This window comes from Kaistia sp. MMO-174 (genome assembly GCF_037147815.1).
Taxonomy (GTDB): domain Bacteria; phylum Pseudomonadota; class Alphaproteobacteria; order Rhizobiales; family Kaistiaceae; genus Kaistia; species Kaistia nematophila.
In genome coordinates this window covers 24,292-41,263 of sequence record NZ_JBBCUO010000010.1, presented here as the reverse complement: position 1 = coordinate 41,263, position 16,972 = coordinate 24,292, and the positions used below count along the sequence as shown (strand labels likewise).

16 protein-coding genes are annotated in these 16,972 nt (G+C 68.0%); 5 read left to right on the top strand and 11 right to left on the bottom strand.

Annotated features, from left to right (window positions below; genetic code table 11):
* Positions 1-179 precede the first annotated feature (179 nt).
* The gene (locus WFK98_RS26765; RefSeq protein ID WP_266341252.1) at positions 180-1,106 is read left to right on the top strand and encodes a DMT family transporter; all 927 of its coding nucleotides are present in this window, start codon (positions 180-182) and stop codon (positions 1,104-1,106) included.
* A 177-nt stretch (positions 1,107-1,283) separates the two neighbouring features.
* Entirely contained in the window at positions 1,284-2,480 is a 1,197-nt protein-coding gene (locus WFK98_RS26760; protein ID WP_336802442.1) for an MFS transporter, read from the top strand.
* 157 nt (positions 2,481-2,637) lie between these two features.
* On the opposite strand, the gene WFK98_RS26755 is transcribed toward WFK98_RS26760, so the two are convergent.
* From WFK98_RS26755 to WFK98_RS26745, 3 genes are all read right to left on the bottom strand, one after another.
* Entirely contained in the window at positions 2,638-3,420 is a 783-nt protein-coding gene (locus tag WFK98_RS26755) for a molybdopterin-binding protein (RefSeq protein WP_336802441.1), read from the bottom strand.
* Complete coding sequence (locus tag WFK98_RS26750) at positions 3,410-4,255, bottom strand: cytochrome b/b6 domain-containing protein (RefSeq protein WP_336802440.1); 846 nt, start codon at positions 4,253-4,255, stop codon at positions 3,410-3,412. The genes WFK98_RS26755 and WFK98_RS26750 overlap by 11 nt, the downstream gene beginning before the upstream one ends.
* Positions 4,256-4,632: 377 nt before the next feature.
* Positions 4,633-5,532 carry an NAD(P)-dependent oxidoreductase gene (locus WFK98_RS26745; protein ID WP_336802439.1) on the bottom strand — a complete coding sequence of 300 codons (900 nt, stop codon included), beginning with the start codon at positions 5,530-5,532 and terminating at the stop codon, positions 4,633-4,635.
* A 232-nt stretch (positions 5,533-5,764) separates the two neighbouring features.
* Here WFK98_RS26745 and WFK98_RS26740 point away from each other — a divergent pair, with 232 nt between their 5' ends.
* Entirely contained in the window at positions 5,765-6,730 is a 966-nt protein-coding gene (locus tag WFK98_RS26740; RefSeq protein WP_336802438.1) for a 2-hydroxyacid dehydrogenase, read from the top strand.
* 213 nt (positions 6,731-6,943) lie between these two features.
* Here the strand turns inward: WFK98_RS26740 and WFK98_RS26735 are convergent, their stop codons facing one another.
* From WFK98_RS26735 to WFK98_RS26710, 6 genes are all read right to left on the bottom strand, one after another.
* Positions 6,944-7,699, bottom strand: a complete 756-nt coding sequence (locus WFK98_RS26735) for an SDR family oxidoreductase (protein ID WP_336802437.1) — start codon at positions 7,697-7,699, stop codon at positions 6,944-6,946.
* A 92-nt stretch (positions 7,700-7,791) separates the two neighbouring features.
* On the bottom strand, positions 7,792-8,499 hold the full coding sequence (locus WFK98_RS26730; protein ID WP_336802436.1) for a GNAT family N-acetyltransferase: 708 nt from the start codon (positions 8,497-8,499) through the stop codon (positions 7,792-7,794).
* Positions 8,500-8,503: 4 nt separating this feature from the next.
* Entirely contained in the window at positions 8,504-9,328 is an 825-nt protein-coding gene (locus WFK98_RS26725) for an isocitrate lyase/PEP mutase family protein (protein ID WP_336802435.1), read from the bottom strand.
* A gap of 123 nt (positions 9,329-9,451) precedes the next feature.
* Positions 9,452-9,631, bottom strand: a complete 180-nt coding sequence (locus tag WFK98_RS26720) for a hypothetical protein (protein WP_266341243.1) — start codon at positions 9,629-9,631, stop codon at positions 9,452-9,454.
* Positions 9,632-9,648: 17 nt separating this feature from the next.
* Entirely contained in the window at positions 9,649-9,942 is a 294-nt protein-coding gene (locus WFK98_RS26715) for a hypothetical protein (protein WP_266341242.1), read from the bottom strand.
* 365 nt (positions 9,943-10,307) lie between these two features.
* Complete coding sequence (locus tag WFK98_RS26710; protein ID WP_336802434.1) at positions 10,308-12,104, bottom strand: IlvD/Edd family dehydratase; 1,797 nt, start codon at positions 12,102-12,104, stop codon at positions 10,308-10,310.
* Positions 12,105-12,239: 135 nt separating this feature from the next.
* Between WFK98_RS26710 and WFK98_RS26705 the strand changes: the two genes are divergently transcribed.
* A complete protein-coding gene (locus WFK98_RS26705; protein WP_336802433.1) occupies positions 12,240-13,424 on the top strand; it encodes a pyridoxal phosphate-dependent aminotransferase in 1,185 nt (394 codons plus the stop codon).
* A 79-nt stretch (positions 13,425-13,503) separates the two neighbouring features.
* Here WFK98_RS26705 and WFK98_RS26700 read toward each other — a convergent pair whose 3' ends face one another.
* Both WFK98_RS26700 and WFK98_RS26695 read right to left on the bottom strand, forming a co-directional pair.
* A complete protein-coding gene (locus WFK98_RS26700; protein WP_336802432.1) occupies positions 13,504-14,460 on the bottom strand; it encodes a tellurite resistance TerB family protein in 957 nt (318 codons plus the stop codon).
* 255 nt (positions 14,461-14,715) lie between these two features.
* Entirely contained in the window at positions 14,716-15,357 is a 642-nt protein-coding gene (locus tag WFK98_RS26695; RefSeq protein ID WP_336802431.1) for a 2-dehydro-3-deoxy-phosphogluconate aldolase, read from the bottom strand.
* Positions 15,358-15,666: 309 nt separating this feature from the next.
* Between WFK98_RS26695 and WFK98_RS26690 the strand changes: the two genes are divergently transcribed.
* Entirely contained in the window at positions 15,667-16,866 is a 1,200-nt protein-coding gene (locus WFK98_RS26690; RefSeq protein WP_336802430.1) for an MFS transporter, read from the top strand.
* Positions 16,867-16,972 lie beyond the last annotated feature (106 nt).

The window sequence follows — 16,972 nt, the reverse complement described above, 5'->3', positions numbered from 1 at the left end:
GTCTTCGCCGACGCGGTGTGCCAGCTTTGGCGCGCGAGGTCCCGGTCTGGGCAAACCCCGACTTCGGCAAGTCCTTGCTTGAGCCGGGCGGCGCGATCTGGTTGAGTGGCGGGGGCCGATCGTCGATAGCGCCTGCCCTCCCCGGGGCATCATCTCCCGACCGACTTCGCGGAGTCCGGATGTCTCCCCCGTTGCCGACCGCCGATGCGGAGGCCACGCTGCGCCTGCGCGGCATCGCTCTCTATTGCCTCGCCATGCTGCTGTTTTCCTGCACGGACGCCTGCGCCAAGTTCGCCGGCCAGTTCGTGCCGGTGATGGAGGTGGTGTGGCTCCGCTTCCTGGTGCAGGTCGTACTCGCCGCGCTGGTGTTCCAGCCCTGGCGCGCCATCGCCCTCTACAAGACCCGCCGGCCAGTGATGCAGTTCCTGCGCGGCATGTTCCTCGCCGGCTCGACGATCTTCAATTTCCTGGCGATCCATGAGCTGCCGCTCGACATGACCATGTCGATCGGCTTCTCGGCGCCCTTCATCACGGCGGCGCTGGCCGGGCCGCTGCTCGGCGAATGGGCCGGGCCACGCCGCTGGGCGGCGATCCTGGTCGGCTTCGCCGGCGTGCTCGTCATCACCATGCCGGGCTTCGGGGCGCTGAAGCCGGCGATCTTCCTGTCGCTCGCCGCCGCCTGCTCCAACGCCTTCTACATCCTCTCGACCCGGCTCATGACCCGGACCGAGAGCAGCGCCGGCCTGCTGCTCTATTCGGCGCTGATCCCGATGCTGGTGCTCTCGCCGGTGTCGCTGCCGGTCATGGCCGTGCCGCCGACGATCCTCGTCGCGCTCTGCCTGTTCCTGACCGGCGCGCTTGCCTTCGCCGGCCACTGGTGCCTGGTGCGCGCCCATCACATGACCGCCGTACCGGTGCTGGCGCCCTTCATGTATACGGGCCTGATCTGGATGATCCTGCTCGGCTATGTCTTCTTCGGCGACGTGCCGGAGCCGCGCACCCTGGTCGGCGCCGCCATCATCATCGCGAGCGGGCTCTACCTGCTCTATCGCGAGCGGGTGAAGGCGCCGGAGCGCCAGCAGCCGATCGACGTGCTGGACGGCTGACGCGACGGGAGCGTGAAAGCGCTTCCGCCAGCGACGGGGCGCGCGCGACAAGAAAACGCGGGTCGTCAGGCAACCGGGCCAGTTCGGTGTTTCCATGCAGCCCGGAACTGCTCTAAGAGAACGAGCCGCCTCCCCGAAGGCCGGCGGCCCAGCACGTGCCTTCCCCCGGATTTCCCCATGGCCCTTCCCGCCAACCGCCAGGCGCGCTTCTTCGTCGCCCTCGCCATCTCGGTCGCGCTGCTGAACAGCACCGCCGCGTCGCCGCTCTATACGAGCTACCGGATGATGTGGTCGCTCGGCGCCTTCACCGTCGCCTTCATCTTCGCGATCTACGCCTTCGGCACGCTGATAGCCCTGCTGGTGCTCGGCCGCCTGTCGGATCGCCTCCCGGATCGGCGGCTGCTGATCATCCTCTCGCTCGGCGTGGTGATCGCCGGCGCGCTGATCTTCGGCTTCGCCGGCAATCTCCCGACGCTGATGCTCGGCCGCCTGCTCGCCGGCGCCGGCACGGGCGGCCTCACCGGCATCGCCAATGCCGCGCTGATCGAGCTCGACCCGAAGGCGGATGCCCGCGCCAACGCCGTGCTCGCCACCGCCGTCTTCACCGGCGGCTGCGCGCTCGGCCCGATGATCAGTTCGGCCGCGCTCCATTTCGACGCCTGGCCGCTGCACCTGCCCTTCGTGCTGATCGCCGCGCTGGCGCTGATCGCCATTCTCGGCCTCGCCACCGCGTCGTGGCAGCCGGCGCCGCGCATCACCGACCCCCGCGAGGCGACCGCCGCCGACGACGTGCCCGCCGGGCGCTACACGGCCTTCGCGGTCGCCGCCGGCGCGCTGATCATCGCCTGGGCGGTCGGCTCGACCTTCGCCGGGCTCGGCGTCACCTTCGTGCATGAACTGCTTGAGGTTCACAGCCAGGCGGCGTCCGGCGTCATCGTCGCCGCCTTCCAGCTCGTCGCCGGCATCAGCCAGCTCGCCAGCCAGCGGCTCGATTCGAACCGCGCCATGGTGCTCGGCACCACGCTGATCGCGCTCGCCATCCTCGCCTGCGCACTGGCGATCTGGATCACCTCGCCGCTCCTGTTCGTGCTCGGCACGGTCGGCAGCGGCATCGGCTATGGTGCCGCCTTCGTCGGCGCCGCCGGCGTGGTCAACCGGATCGCGCCGGCCGACCGGCGCGCGACCTGGGTGTCTACCTTCTACATCACCGGCTATCTCGCCAACGCGCTGCCGGTGCTGGCGCTCGGCTTCCTGGGCGACCAGCTCGGCCTGTTCGGCGCCTTCCTCTGCCTGACGGTGTTCATCGTCGTCGGCACCTTCGTCGTCAACGGCGCGGCGAAGCTGATCCTCGCCGCCCCGCGCCCGGCGCGATAGGCGAAGCAAGGCCCTCACCCTGCCCTCTTCCGCAAGCGGGCGAGGGTTTTGGCCGGCGACCTTCATCGATCGGGAGCGTCGCCTGCGCGAACTTAGGCGATCCCCCTCTCCCGCGCGCGGGAGAGGGCCGGGGCGAGGGCTCTCTTCAATAAAATCCTCAAATCCCCGCATACCATTCGTAGCCGCGGTCTTCCCAAAAGCCGCCCTGGCCGCCGTCGATATCGGCGAAATCGGCGGCCGCCTCGATGCGCATGACGTATTTCGCCATCTTGTAACCGAGCTGGCGCTCGACCCGCAGCCGCAGCGGCGCGCCATGCGGCACCGGCAGGGTCTCGCCGTTCATCTCATAGGCGAGGATGGTCTGGGCGTGGTTCGCGTCCTCGAGACCGAGGCTCTCGTAATATTTGGCGCCGCCGGTCAGAGTCTCGTCGAGCGTGTCGGCGCAATAGAAGACGATGTAGCGCGCTCCGGGCTTCACCCCGGCCTGATCGAGCAGGACCTTCAGCGGGACGCCCTTCCATTTGCCGATGCAGCTCCAGCCCTCGACGCAATCGTGCCGGGTGATCTGGGTGCGCGAGGGCAAGGCCCGCAGCTCGTCGAGCGACCATTCCATCGGCCGCTCGACCAGGCCGCCGAGCTTCAGTTTCCAGTTCCGGAAATTGTCGGCGGCGAGCGCCAGATAGTCCGCGTCCTGCGGATCGGTGCTGCCATTGGCGCGGAAATCGGGCGAGATGTCGGCCTCGGAATATTCATGCGCCAGCGCGTCGGGACCGAGAAGGGCGCGCTGCGCCGTGCGCGTCAGCGTCTCGGCGCGGAACAGCAGGCGGCGGAAGCTCTCGGAGCCGGAAAGCTGGTCGCAGCCGGAAAGCAGCAGCGCGCCGCCCAGCACCAGCGCCCGCTTGAGGAAGCCCCGACGATCGAAACCGCTCTCAATGCGCATCGGGCTTCTCCTCGGGATCGATCGCGTAATTGCCGGTGATCATCGAGCGCAGATTGTTGAAGAGGCCGGAGACCAGCACCATCACGACATGGACGACGACGAAGAGCATCACCAGCGTGGCGCAGATGAAATGAATCGTGCGCGCCGTCTGCCGCCCGCCGAATAGCTCGACCAGCCAGGGAAAGGCCGCGTCGATCCCGGGCGACATGGTGAGCCCCGCCAGCACCAGAAGCGGCAGCACGATGACGACGATGCCGAAATAGGCGAGCTTCTGCAGCACGTTGTAATGGCGCGCCTCGTCCCCCCTGGGGAAGCGAAGCCGAAGATGCTCCCAGATCGAGCGGCCGATATGGCGGAGTTGTTCGCCGCTCGGCACCAGTTCGCGCAGATGGCCCGACGTCAGGCTCCAGGCGAGATAGACGAGGCCGTTGGCGACGAACAGCCAGGCGAAAAAGAAGTGCCAGCGCCGGCCGGTGGCGAGATCCTGGTAGCTCGGCAGCGTCGCCCAGCTCGGAAAGCCGCGCTCGACCAGTTCGCCATGCTCGCGCGATACGCCGAGCACGCCGGTGGTGGTGAAATCATGGCCGAGGATGGTGGTGACGCCGACCGGCTGGGCGCCGCCGTCGTCCGCCGCGCCCATGGCGAGCACGGGATGGTCGAACTGCGAGCGCTGGCCGACATAGAGCGCCGGATGGGCGTTGAAGATCTGCATGCCGCTCATCAGCAGCACGGCGATGCAGAGCACGTTGATCCAGTGCGTGATCCGTACCACCAGGCGGTGACGATAGATCAGCAGGCGTCGTCGGGGAGCATCCTCATGCGGTATCGCAGACATGGCCGGCCTCCGCCGGCCCGGCACGCGGTCGATACGGCCGCCCTCTCTCCGGGCCCGACCATTCTACGCCAATTTCGCCCGCGAAGTTTCGGGAGATGGCACTTCACGGACGAGAAGGAGTTTCCAGCTTCACCGAGGCGCAACGACTTCGCCTCTCCCATGGGGAGAGGTCGACGGCCGCAGGCCGGCGGGTGAGGGGTTCAGGCCTCACCCGAGAGATGGCAACCCCTCACCCGGAGCTTCGCTCCGACCTCTCCCCATGGGAGAGGTGAAGGAGAGCCCGCGCCCCTTCTCGCATCCGAAGCCAAGCCCCCTCTCCCGCGCGCGGGGGAGGGTTGGGGTGAGGGTCTTTCCTGTGTCCCGCCCGCGGGAAACGTTCAGCCCTTCAGCTTGGTGCCGTTCTGGGCGGCGATGAAGTCGGAGATCATCGGCACGAACTTCTCGGCCTGGCCGGAAGCGGCCATGGCGGCGAAATTGTTCTTCACCGATTCACCCAGCGTGTTCACCGCGCCGACCGAATCCGCCATCAGCGCCAGGTAGCGCAGGTCCTTGTAGGCATTGGAGATGGTGAAGGGGTGCGCATTCTCGTTGCGGTCGATCACGTAGTTCATGAAGGTGTCGTAGAAGCCGCAGCGCATGCGGCCCTTGCTGATCACCGAATGGAACGTATCGGGCGTGATGCCTACCTTCTGGCCAAGCGCCAGCGCCTCGGAATAGAGCGCGGCATAGCCGAGCGACAGGAAGTTGTTGAGCAGCTTCATCTTGTGGCCGGCGCCGACCGGGCCGACATGGACGATCGTCGCCGCCCAGCAGGCGATCAGCGGCTCCAGCGAGGCGAACACCTCGTCGGAGGCGCCGACCAGCGCCTGCAGCGTGCCGGCGGCGGCATTCGCCGGCGTGCCGCCGAGCGGCGCGTCGACCAGCGTCACGCCCTGCGCCTCCATGCGGCCGGCGAGGCGAAGCGTCGAGGTCGGCTCGGCGGTCGAGCAGTCGACGACGATCAGGCCCTTGCGCGCGCCGGCGAGGATGCCGTCCTTGCCCTCGATCACCTGCTCGACATCGCGGGAGCCGGTGACGCAGAGGAAGATCACGTCGGCGCCGCGCGCCATCTCGGCCGGGGTCTTCACCTCGCTGGCGCCGAGCGCCAGCAGCCGCTCGACCGCCTCGCGGCGTCGATTGGCCATCACGAGCAGCGGATTGCCCTTGGTGACGAGATTGGTGGCCATCCCCTCGCCCATGAATCCAAGCCCGATGAAGCCAACGGTGCGGTTCGACATGCCTGCAACCCCTCCCTGGGTGTTTGCATTTGATTTCATTCGCAGATTAGAGTGGTAAGCGGTTTCAGGACAAGGCAAACTACCGCCATTCCCGCGAGGAAACACCGCCGGATCGGATTGTCGGCGAAGACTTGCCGGAATCGATCGCGCAAATCATGTTACCGATCACACGAATCCGGTCCCGGCGATGCGCCAACCGGGGACCGCACCCAGCCAGCCCCAAGGAGCCTCCATGTCCCGGCCCGAACTGCTCATGCCCGGCCGCATGCAAAAGAACGTCAACGATGCGCTCGACGCCAAGTTTACCGTGCATCGTCTCTACGACGCCAAGGATCCGGCCGCGCTTCTGGCCGAAGTCGCGCCCCGCATCCAGGCCGTCGCCGTGGGCGGCGCTGTCGACGCGGCGCTGATCGACAAGCTCCCGGCGCTGGAAGTCATTGCCTCCTTCGGCGTCGGTTACGACCTCGTCGACGCCAAATACGCCGGCACCAAGGGCATCATCGTCACCAACACGCCGGACGTGCTGACCGAGGAAGTCGCCGACACGGCGCTCGGCCTGCTGCTGATGACGGTGCGCGAGCTTTCCGCGTCCGAGCGCTACCTACGCGCCGGCAAGTGGCCCTCCGGCAATTATCCGCTCAGCAGCTCGCTGCGCGACCGCACCGTCGGCATTGTCGGCCTCGGCCGCATCGGCAAGGCGATCGCCCGCCGCCTCGAGGCCTTCGACGTCAAGGTCGTCTACCACAACCGCCGGCCGGCCGATGACGTTTCCTACGAGTACTACGCCGACCTGACCGAGATGGCGAAGGAGGTCGACACGCTGCTCTCCGTGCTGCCGGGCGGCGCCTCGACAGAGAAGGCGATCAACCGCGCCGTGCTCGACGCACTGGGCCCGAACGGCGTCCTGATCAACATCGGCCGCGGCACCGTCGTCGACGAGCCGGAACTGATCAAGGCGCTGCAGGAGAAGCGGATCCTCGCCGCCGGCCTCGACGTGTTCGAGAAGGAGCCGCAGGTTCCGGCCGAGCTGATCGCGCTCGAGAACGTCGTCCTGCTGCCGCATGTCGGCTCGGCTTCGGTCTATACGCGCAACGCCATGGGCCAGCGCGTGATCGATAATCTCACCGCCTGGCTCGACGGCAAGCCGCCGCTGAGCCCGGTCGTCGAGACGCCGTTCACCGGCTGGAAGAAGAAGTAAGGCCTTCGGGCCTCGCGAATACGCGGGAGGGATCGCCCCTCCCGCTTCGCCTCAGGGCAAGGCCCTCACCCAACCCTTTCCCGCGAGCGGGCAAGGGCTTTGGGGCAGCGCCTTTCATAGCCGGCGAGCCATTGCGGCAACCCGCGCAGGCGCCCCCCTCTCCCGCGCGCGGGAGAGGGCCGGGGTGAGGGTCTTCACGACGCTCACGCCCCCTTACAGCGCGAAACCACCGTCGGAGAGGTAGACCTGGCCGGTCGTGTAGCGCGACTCATCGGACGCCAGGTAGATCGCCAGCGACGCGATCTCCTCGGCCGTGCCGAGGCGGCCCATCGGCTGGCGGTCGATGAACTGCTGGCGGATTTCCTCCACCGTCTTGCCCTGCTTCTCCGCCTGCTCGGCGATGCGGCTGTCGAGCGACGGCGACTGGATCGTGCCCGGCGCGATCGAATTGGCGCGGATGCCCTGGCGGATATAGTCTGCCGCGACCGCCTTGGTCAGGCCGACCACGGCCGCCTTCGAGGCGCCATAGGCATAGCGGTTCGGGATGCCGCGCACCGAGCTCGCGCCCGACGAGATGTTGATGATCGAGCCCTCGCCCTTCGCCAGCATGCCCGGCAGGAAGGCGCGGATCGTGCGGTGCATCGCCTTGACGTTGATGTCGAAGGAGAAATCCCAGTCCTCGTCCGAGGTGGAGAGCACCGTGCCGTGATGGACGAAGCCGGCGCAGTTGAAGAGCACGTCGACCGGGCCGACCTGCTTGGCCAAAGCGTCGACCGCCGCCGTCGAGCGCACGTCGAGCGCATGAACCTCGGCGACGCCGGCCGCCTTCAGGTCGGCCATCCCCTCCGGCTTCAGGTCCGTGGCGATGACATAGGCGCCCTCGGCCGCGAAGGCGAGCGCGGTGGCGTGCCCGATGCCGGCGCCGGCCGCGGTGAGAAAGGCGCGCTTGCCCTTGAGACGTCCCGTCATGAAATTCCTCCCGTTCTATGTCATGGATTGCGGCCGGTGGAATTCCTCAATCCACAGGCCGAAAACTGGATGGCTGCCGGATGGCGAGGCGGCTAGGTCGATGCCTCCGGCAGCGACGCGTCGAGGCTCGACTTCTGCCGGCCCTCGGCGTCGAAATTGGCGGGATCGAGCCACACCTCGAAGGCGGCCTTCACGCGCGGCCAGTCGCTATCGAGCATGGCGAACCAGGCGGTGTCGCGGTTGCGGCCCTTGACGATCATGTGCTGGCGGAAGGTGCCCTCATAGGCGAAGCCGTAGCGCCTGGCGGCGCGCCGCGACGGCGCATTCAGGTCGTTGCACTTCCACTCGTAGCGGCGATAGCCGAGATCGTCGAAGACATGGCGCGCCAGCAGATACATCGCCTCGGTGGCGCCGATCGTGCGCTGCAGCGGCGGCGTATAGAGGATGTTGCCGACCTCGACGGCCCGGTCGTTCGGCACGATCCGCATCAGCGCCGCATGGCCGACGGCGCGGCCGGTGGCGCGGTCGAGAATGGCGAAGAGCAGTGGATCGTCCTTCTTCGCCGCCTCGGCGTAATAGGCGGCGAAGCTCTCGTAGTCGGCGAAGGGACCCTGCCAGAGATAGGGCCAGAGCCCCTCGTTCTCCGGCCCGCTCGACGCCTCGTAGATGTCGCGGCCATGCGCGGCGAGGTCGAACGGCACGATGGTGACGAAACGCCCCGCGAGCGTCACGCGGCCGGGCCTTGGTCCCGGCGTCGGGTCGAGTTCGATGCCGACGGGCAGCGTTCCGTTCGATGTCACGATATCAGCCTCTGGCGAAGGGAGCGAAGATGCGGTTCAGCTCGGCGCCCGGCTCGGCATGGGCGAGCTCCGTCAGCGTGCCGGCGGCCACCACCTCGCGCGCCAGCCGCAGGAAGCCGCCATAGGCGGCGCGGGCAAGGCCGGTCGCGAGCGAGACGCGGCGCACGCCCCGCGCCGCGATCTCGGCGATCGGCTGGGCGGGATCGAGCGCGATGGCGTTGACCGGCTTGCCGCCGGCAGCGGCAAGCACGGCGGCGGTGGCGGCGGCGTCGAGCTTGCCCGGCACGAACAGCACGTCGGCGCCGACCTCGGCAAAGGCGGCGATGCGCCGGCAGGCCTCGTCCAGCCCTCCGGGATGGCCGACCAGGAGCGCCTCGCTGCGCGCGGTCAAAAGCACGTCCTGGCGTGACGCATCGATGGCGGCGCGGGCGGCGCGGATCCGCTCGACGGCATGATCGAAGCCATAGAGCGAACGATCGGACGCCATGTCCTCGACCGAGAGGCCAGCGACGCCGGCATCGACGCAGAGGGCGACATTGGTGGCGACGCCCTCGGCATCGTCGGCGAAGGCATTGCCGAAATCGGCGTTGACCGGCAGTTCCGTCGCCTCGACGATCTCGGCGACATGCGCCAGCATCACGTCGCGCGACACGGCGCCGTCCGGCAGGCCGCGGCTGAAGGCGAAGCCGCCCGAGGTAGTGGCCAGCGCCTTGAAATCGAGCCCGGCGAGCAGACGCGCGCTGCCGATGTCCCACGGATTGGGGATGACGAAGCAGCCGCCCTCATGCAGCCTGCGAAAGGCGGCGCGCCGCTCCGATAACGATGTCATGTCGATCCTCATCTTCAGTCGCAGCGATCCTAGAAGGTTTTCGGGCGAGGTGAAGAGCGGTTCGAGCGGAAAACGCGATCCGGCAACGCGCTGGCGCGGAAGCCGGAAAGGATGGAGCGCGCCTCAGGCCGCCGGCGCGGGCGGCTCGATGCCGCGCCGCGCCAGTTCCTCGAGAATGAGTCGGGGGATCGGCCGGCAGCCGCAATGGGCGCTATGGTCGAGATGCCAGGCGATGCGCTGGTCGAGCGTCGGATTGGGCGGCATCGGATGCGCCTCGTGCCAGGCCCGGTTGAGCTTGCTCATCCCTTCCCCCTCGCGCCTCAGAAGCGCGCCTCGACTTCCCATTCGTCGCCGAGTTCCTCGCGGATCGCGTCGGCGAGGGCACGGCCCTCGGCCCGCCAGGCCGCCTCGGCCTGCGGCGTCGGAAACTGCGAGGCCTTCGGATCGTCCGAATCGAACAGGGCGTCGAACACGTCGTTCCAGACCTCGATCCGGTCGAGCAGTTCCTCGGAGAGGTCGAGGTCGTCCGGCTCGATGGCATAGGCGGGCTTGTCTTCCGGCACGATCCAGAACAACGAGCTGATGCCTTCCGGCGAAATACGAAGATGCTGCAAAGGGGCCTCCGCTGGATGGGGAATGCCGAGACTAGGACAAGTATCGCCGGGATGGAATCCCGCCTCACCGGTTCCTCGCGCCCTGGAGACGCCGACCCCGCCCGGCCAACTACCGGGGCCATCGTCATCCTCGGCCCGTCATCCCTGCGAAAGCAGGGATCCATGCAGCGGCAGGCTTGTCGTGCAGGACACCGGATGCCATCGCCGAACGGATCCCGGATCTTCGCTGCGCTGCGTCCGGGATGACGGCGAGGGTGGGACGCGGGACGCTGCCAGCAAACGAACCCAGAAACGACATGACCGGCCACGAGGGCCGGTCATGCAATTCTCGAAACGGCCGGAAAGCCGGGGCCTTCCGCCGACGCTTAGTGGTTGTCGCGCGGCACGCCGTAGGTCTGGTGGACCTTCTGGTACTTGACCGCGGGCTTCAGGACCATGCCGTCGGCGAGCTGGTCGGTCAGCGCGCGCTGGATTTCCTGCCACGGCGTCTGGCTCGGCGGGATCGGGAAGCCGCCGGCAGCGTTCAAGGCCGCGCGGCGGGTCGCCAGCTCCTCGTCCGAGATCAGGATGTTGGCCGAGCCCTTGTTCAGGTCGACGCGGACGCGGTCGCCCGTCTTCAGCAGCGCCAGGCCGCCGCCGGCGGCGGCTTCCGGCGAGGCGTTCAGGATCGACGGCGAACCCGACGTGCCCGACTGGCGGCCGTCGCCGATGCAGGGCAGCGAGAGGATGCCGCGCTTGATGAGGGCTGCCGGCGGCTGCATGTTCACGACCTCGGCCGCGCCCGGATAGCCGATCGGGCCGGTGCCGCGGATGAACAGGATGCAGTTCTCGTCGATCTCGAGCGACGGATCGTCGAGGCGGTGGTGGTAGTCCTCCGGACCCTCGAACACGATGGCGCGGCCTTCGAAGGCCTCGGGATCGTTCGGGTTCGACAGGTAGCGGTCGCGGAACTCCTTCGAGATCACGCTGGTCTTCATGATGGCGCTGTCGAACAGGTTGCCGCGCAGCACGATGAAGCCGGCGTCCTGCACCAGCGCCGTCTCGAAGGTGCGGATGACGTCCGGCAGCTCGATCTCGGCGTTGCGGCAGTTGTCGCCCATCGTCTTGCCGTTGACGGTCATCGCATTCTCATGGATGAGGCCGTGCTTCATCAGCTCGTTGACGACGGCCGGCACGCCGCCGGCATGCTGGTAGTCCTCGCCGAGATACTTGCCGGCGGGCTGCAGGTTGACGAGCAGCGGCACCTTGTGGCCGACGGTCTGCCAGTCATCGACGGAGACTTCGACGCCGATGTGGCGGGCGATGGCGTTGATGTGGATCGGCGCATTGGTCGAGCCGCCGATCGCCGAGTTGACGACGATGGCGTTCTCGATCGCCTCGCGGGTGATGATGTCGGACGGCTTCAGGTCTTCCCAGACCATCTCGACGGCGCGCTTGCCGGTCTCGTAGGCGATCTGCTGGCGCTCGCGGTACGGCGCGGGGATCGCGGCCGAGCCGGGGAGCTGCATGCCGAGCGCCTCGGCGAGCGAGTTCATCGTCGTCGCCGTGCCCATGGTGTTGCAGTAGCCGGTCGACGGCGCCGACGAGGCCACGATCTCCATGAACTCTTCATAGTCGATCTCGCCGGCGGCGAGGCGCTCGCGCTGCTTCCAGACGATGGTGCCGGAGCCGGTGCGCTCGCCCTTGTACCAGCCGTTCAGCATCGGGCCGACCGACAGCGCGATCGCCGGGATGTTGACGGTGGCGGCGGCCATCAGGCAGGCCGGGGTGGTCTTGTCGCAGCCGATCGTCAGCACGACGCCGTCCAGCGGGTAGCCGTAGAGGAGCTCCACCAGGCCGAGATAGGCGAGGTTGCGGTCGAGCGCCGCGCCCGGACGCTTGCCCGTCTCCTGGATCGGATGGACCGGGAATTCCATGACGAGGCCGCCGGCCTCGCGCACGCCCTCGCGCACGCGTTCGGCCAGCACCAGGTGGTGGCGGTTGCACGGCGACAGGTCGGAGCCGGTCTGGGCGATGCCGATGATCGGCTTGCCCGACTGCAGTTCCTTGCGCGTCAGGCCATAGTTCAGATAGCGCTCCATGTAGAGCGCGGTCATGCCCGGATTGTCCGGATTATCGAACCAGGCTTGAGAACGAAGCTTGCGCGGCGTGGTGGACGACATGGTAAGAGGCTCCCGGAAAATCAGGTTTGATTTTGCCCTGAGGATGCGCTGAAACATCATACGAAATCAATGGCCGTCTCGTCGCGGCCGTCAACAAAATCAGACCCCGCAAAGAGATAGCCCGGGAGGCCAGAAATGTTCCAGACAGTCGCCAATTTCGAGCGCATCGGCGAGGAGAACGCCTTCGCGGTTCTCGCGCGCGCCACCGACCTCGCCCGCCAGGGCCGCGACATCATCAATCTCGGCATCGGCCAGCCCGACTTCAAGACGCCGGAACACATCGTCGAGGCGGCGGTGAAGGCGCTGCGCGACGGCGAGCACGGCTATACGCCGGCGACCGGCATCCTGCCGCTGCGCGAGGCCGTCGCCGCCGACGTTCAGAAGCGCACCGGCGCGCCGGTCTCGCCCGACAATGTCGTGGTGGTCCCGGGCGGCAAGGTGACGATGTTCGCGGCGATCCTGATGTTCGGCGAGGCGGGCGCCGACATCCTCTATCCGGATCCCGGCTTCCCGATCTATCGCTCGATGATCGAGTTCACCGGCGCCACCCCGATCCCGGTGCCGATCCGCGAAGAGAACGGCTTCGCCTTCTCGGCCGAGGAGACGCTGGCGCTGATCACGCCGAAGACCCGGCTGATCATCCTGAACTCGCCCGCCAACCCGACCGGCGGCGTCACGCCGAAGAGCGAGATCGACAAGCTGGTCGCCGGCCTCGCCAAGTGGCCCAATGTCGCGATCCTGTCGGACGAGATCTACGGCCAGATGATCTATGACGGGCTGGAGCACACCTCGCTGCTCTCCTACCCGGAGATCCGCGATCGCGTCATCCTGCTCGACGGCTGGTCCAAGACCTATGCCATGACCGGCTGGCGCATGGGCTATTCGGTCTGGCCGACGGCGCTGGTCGACAAGGTGCGCAAGCTCGCCGTCAACTGCTGGTCCTGCGTCAACGCCCCGGCGCAGTTCGCCGGCCTCGCGGCGCTGACCGGCCCGCAGGATGCGGTGCATGCGATGGTCGCCGAGTTCGACCGCCGCCGCGCCGTCGTGGTCGAGGAGATGAACAAGCTCCAGGGCATCACCTGCGCCACGCCGAAGGGCGCCTTCTACGCCTTCCCGAACATCAAGGCGACGGGCTGGAAGGCGAAGCCGCTGGCGTCGGCGCTCTTGGAGCAGGCCGGCGTCGCCACCATCGGCGGCCCGGATTTCGGCGTCTATGGCGAGGGCTATATCCGCCTCTCCTACGCCAACTCGACCGAGAACATCCGCAAGGCGATCGCCCGCATCGACGAATTCCTGCAGGCGAACATCAAGGCGGCCTGAGGCCGCGGCAGCTTCCTGAAACGAGAGGGGCGCGGAACCGCTCGGCTCCGCGCCCTTCTTTTTAAGCTTGGACCCCGCCTTACGTCGCCGCGGCGGCGACGGCCTGCTCGATCGAGGCCTTCAGATTGGCGTCGAGGCCGAGACGGGCGGCGAGCATGTCGAGATAGCCGCGCTCGGCCGGATGGTCGGGATTGATGGCCAGCAGCGACGCCGCATAGAGCTGGATCGCGTGCTCCGGCCCGGTCGCCGAATCTACCACCTTGTTGATGTCGAGCGGGCCGGCCATCTCGCGGTTCAGGAAATCGCGCTCGTCGGCGGTGAGGCCGCCTTCGCTGAGCTTGCCGAGGATCTTCTGCTTCTCGTCGGCGTCGATGGTGCCGTCCGCCTTTGCGGCGGCGATCATCGCCGAGACGATCGAGAGCGCCACGGCGTCCGGGCCGCCCGGCGCATTGGCCGGATGGAAGGCGGAATCCGCCGGCGGCAACGCTGCAGGGGTGCCGACCGGCGGCGCCGAAGCGGCCGGCGCATCCGGATTGTTGACCTTGTATTGCTGGTAGGCCTTGTAGGCGAGCGTGCCGATGGCGGCGAGGCCGCCCAGGGTCAGCGCGTCTGCCTTGAGCTTCGGGCCCTTGCCGCCGAACAGCACGGCGGCGAGGCCGCCGGCCGCCGCCGTCGAGAGGCCGGGATTCTGCTTGGCGTATTCCGTGACCTTGCCGAACACGTCGCCGAGGCCGCCGCCCGCGCCACCAGTCGAGGCGGCCTGGCCGCTGCCACCGCCGCCCAGGATGCCGCCGAGAAGGTCGCCGAGCCCGCCGGCACCGCCGCCGCCCTGGCCCTGGCCGCCCGCGCCGCCGAGCATGCCGCCCAGCAGGTCGCCGAGGCCGCCGGCCGGATCGGACGAGGCCGGCTGGCCGCCGCCGCTGCCGAGCGAGCCGCTCATCCGGCTGAGATCACCGAGACCGCCCTGCCCCTGGCCGCCGCCTGCTCCGGATGCCGCTCCGAGCAGCTGGTCGAGAATGCTCTTGCCGTCGATCATCTCACTTTTCCCTATGATGGAGACCGTGCGAAACGCATTGGGGAAGTAGTGAGCACCGGCTACCGCGACAAGGCAAGATGCCGTCTGGAAGATCGAAATCATTCCGGCGCGACGGCGCGGCCGAAACAGGGCGCGCCAGGCGGCGATGCCGGCGCTCGACCGGGCCGTTCCGTTCGGGATAGACGGGCGCCGGGATCGTTTGCCGGCGAAGACTTCGCCCCGCCGCGAACCGGCGGGGCGATCAGGAAAATCGGCTCAGGCCGCGCGCAGCTCGAAGGCTTCGCGCGCCAGCGTGGTGATCGCCGCCCAGTCGCCGGCCGCGATCGCGCTCGCGGGCGCCACCCACGAACCGCCGACGCACATGACGTTCGGCAGCGACAGGTAGCTCTGCGCGTTCTTCAGGCTGACGCCGCCGGTCGGGCAGAACATCAGGCCCGGCAGCGGCGACGACAGCGCCTTCAGATAGGGCGCGCCGCCGGCCTGCTCGGCCGGGAAGAATTTTGCCGCGCCATAGCCCTCTTCGAGCAGGAACATCGCCTCGCCGGCGGTGGCGACGCCCGGCAGCAGCGGCACCGGCGAGCCCGCCGCATGCGCGATCAGCTTCGGGCTGGCCCCGGGGCTGACGAGGAAGCTCGAACCAACCGCGACGGCCTCGTCGAACTGCTTCGGATTGAGGATGGTGCCGGCGCCGATATTGGCGCCCTCGACCTCGCCCTTGATGGCGCGGATGCAATCGAGCGCCGCCGGCGTGCGCAGCGTCACTTCGAGCGCCGTCAGGCCGCCGGCGACCAGCGCCCGCGCGAGCGGCACGGCCGTCTTGACGTCTTCGATGATCAGCACCGGAACAACCGGCGCGGCTTTCACGATCGGGAGGAGAGCGGAGAGGTTCTGGGTCATGAAATGCTTTTAGCCAATGGGTTCGCGGAGCGGAAGAGCGATCGGAACCTATCCGATCGGACACCGAAGAAAAGGGGGCGGAGGCAATCTAGCGTACCCTGGATCCTCCTTCGAGGCCCGGCCTTGCAGGGCACCACAGGATGATGGTCGAGCGGAACCGCGAGGGTGAGGGTCTTGCTCTCTTCCGCGAACGAGCCGACAAAATTCTTCACGCGCCTGTCGAAACGGCGTCGGCTCGTTCGTCATGCTTTCATCGGCGGCGCACGGAAACCGGTCGCGGCCAGAAATCCTTCGGGAGGGGTTCGCAGCATGACCAATTTCAACCGCTGGCTCGTCGTCTTCGCAGGCGCCCTGATGGGCTGCGTCGCCGTCGGCACGATGTTTTCGCTCGCCGTTTTCCTGGAGCCGCTGTCGGTCGACACCGGCTGGTCGCGCGCCGGCATATCGAGCGCGATGACGCTGAATTTCCTGATCATGGGCGTCGCCGGCATCGGCTGGGGCATGCTGAGCGACCGCTTCGGTCCGCGCGCCGTCGTGCTGGCCGGCACGGTGCTGCTCGGCCTGGCGCTGGTGCTGGCGAGCCGGGCGACGTCGCTTCTCGCCTTCCAGCTCACCTTCGGCATTCTCGTCGGCCTCGCCTCCAGCGCCTTCTTCGCGCCGGTGATCGCCGCCGTGACCGGCTGGTTCACCACCCACCGCGGCCTGGCCGTCTCGCTGGTCTCGGCCGGCATGGGCATGGCGCCGATGACCATCTCGCCCTTCGCCCGCTGGCTGATCTCCGCCTATGACTGGCGCTTCGCCATGCTGGTGATCGGCATCGGGGCTTGGGTGATCCTGCTGCCGACGACCCTGCTGATCCGGCGTCCGCCCGCGACCGCGCCGGCCGGCGCCGCTGCCGAAGCCGGCGAGACGGGCGGCATGACCATGCAGGACACGCTGCGCTCGCCGCAGTTCTGGATCCTGGCGCTGACCTTCTTCGCGTGCTGCGCCGCCCATTCGGGGCCGATCTTCCACATGGTGAGCTATGCGATCGTCTGCGGCATCTCGCCGATGGCGGCGGTCAGCATCTACAGCGTGGAAGGGCTGGCCGGGCTTGGCGGGCGGCTGCTTCTCGGCGTCGCCGCCGACCGGATCGGCGTCAAGCCGGTGCTGGTGGCGGGATTGCTGGCGCAGGCCGTCGTCATCGCCGCCTACAGCGTCGTCAGCCAGCTCGAGCAGTTCTACCTGCTGGCGCTCGTCTTCGGCGCCGCCTATGGCGGGGTGATGCCGCTTTATGCCGTGCTGGCGCATGACTATTTCGGCCAAAAGAGCCTCGGCGCCGTGCTGGGTGCCGCCACCATGCTGTCGAGCATCGGCATGGCGCTCGGGCCGTGGATCGGCGGCTGGATCTACGACACCTTCCAGAACTATGCGTGGCTGTTCATCGGCTCGTCGATCGTCGGGCTCGGCGCGGTGGCGATCGCCCTCGCCTTCCCGCCGCTGACACGCCGCCAGGTGCAGACGGCGTAAAAGTGGGGAAGGAAGCCCCTCACCCCAGCCCTCTCCCGCACGCGGGAGAGGGAGCCCGCCTGCGTCTCTCCCATGCGTGCCGAACTCATGAAGGGCACCGTCCAAA

What these genes read in the sequence shown, in the direction of transcription:
- WFK98_RS26765 (WP_266341252.1), top strand. Translation starts at nt 180, where the DNA reads ATGTCTCCCCCGTTGCCGACCGCCGATGCGGAGGCCACGCTGCGCCTG.
- WFK98_RS26760 (WP_336802442.1), top strand. Translation starts at nt 1,284, where the DNA reads ATGGCCCTTCCCGCCAACCGCCAGGCGCGCTTCTTCGTCGCCCTCGCC.
- WFK98_RS26755 (WP_336802441.1), bottom strand. Translation starts at nt 3,420, where the DNA reads ATGCGCATTGAGAGCGGTTTCGATCGTCGGGGCTTCCTCAAGCGGGCG.
- WFK98_RS26750 (WP_336802440.1), bottom strand. Translation starts at nt 4,255, where the DNA reads ATGTCTGCGATACCGCATGAGGATGCTCCCCGACGACGCCTGCTGATC.
- WFK98_RS26745 (WP_336802439.1), bottom strand. Translation starts at nt 5,532, where the DNA reads ATGTCGAACCGCACCGTTGGCTTCATCGGGCTTGGATTCATGGGCGAG.
- WFK98_RS26740 (WP_336802438.1), top strand. Translation starts at nt 5,765, where the DNA reads ATGTCCCGGCCCGAACTGCTCATGCCCGGCCGCATGCAAAAGAACGTC.
- WFK98_RS26735 (WP_336802437.1), bottom strand. Translation starts at nt 7,699, where the DNA reads ATGACGGGACGTCTCAAGGGCAAGCGCGCCTTTCTCACCGCGGCCGGC.
- WFK98_RS26725 (WP_336802435.1), bottom strand. Translation starts at nt 9,328, where the DNA reads ATGACATCGTTATCGGAGCGGCGCGCCGCCTTTCGCAGGCTGCATGAG.
- WFK98_RS26720 (WP_266341243.1), bottom strand. Translation starts at nt 9,631, where the DNA reads ATGAGCAAGCTCAACCGGGCCTGGCACGAGGCGCATCCGATGCCGCCC.
- WFK98_RS26710 (WP_336802434.1), bottom strand. Translation starts at nt 12,104, where the DNA reads ATGTCGTCCACCACGCCGCGCAAGCTTCGTTCTCAAGCCTGGTTCGAT.
- WFK98_RS26705 (WP_336802433.1), top strand. Translation starts at nt 12,240, where the DNA reads ATGTTCCAGACAGTCGCCAATTTCGAGCGCATCGGCGAGGAGAACGCC.
- WFK98_RS26700 (WP_336802432.1), bottom strand. Translation starts at nt 14,460, where the DNA reads ATGATCGACGGCAAGAGCATTCTCGACCAGCTGCTCGGAGCGGCATCC.
- WFK98_RS26695 (WP_336802431.1), bottom strand. Translation starts at nt 15,357, where the DNA reads ATGACCCAGAACCTCTCCGCTCTCCTCCCGATCGTGAAAGCCGCGCCG.
- WFK98_RS26690 (WP_336802430.1), top strand. Translation starts at nt 15,667, where the DNA reads ATGACCAATTTCAACCGCTGGCTCGTCGTCTTCGCAGGCGCCCTGATG.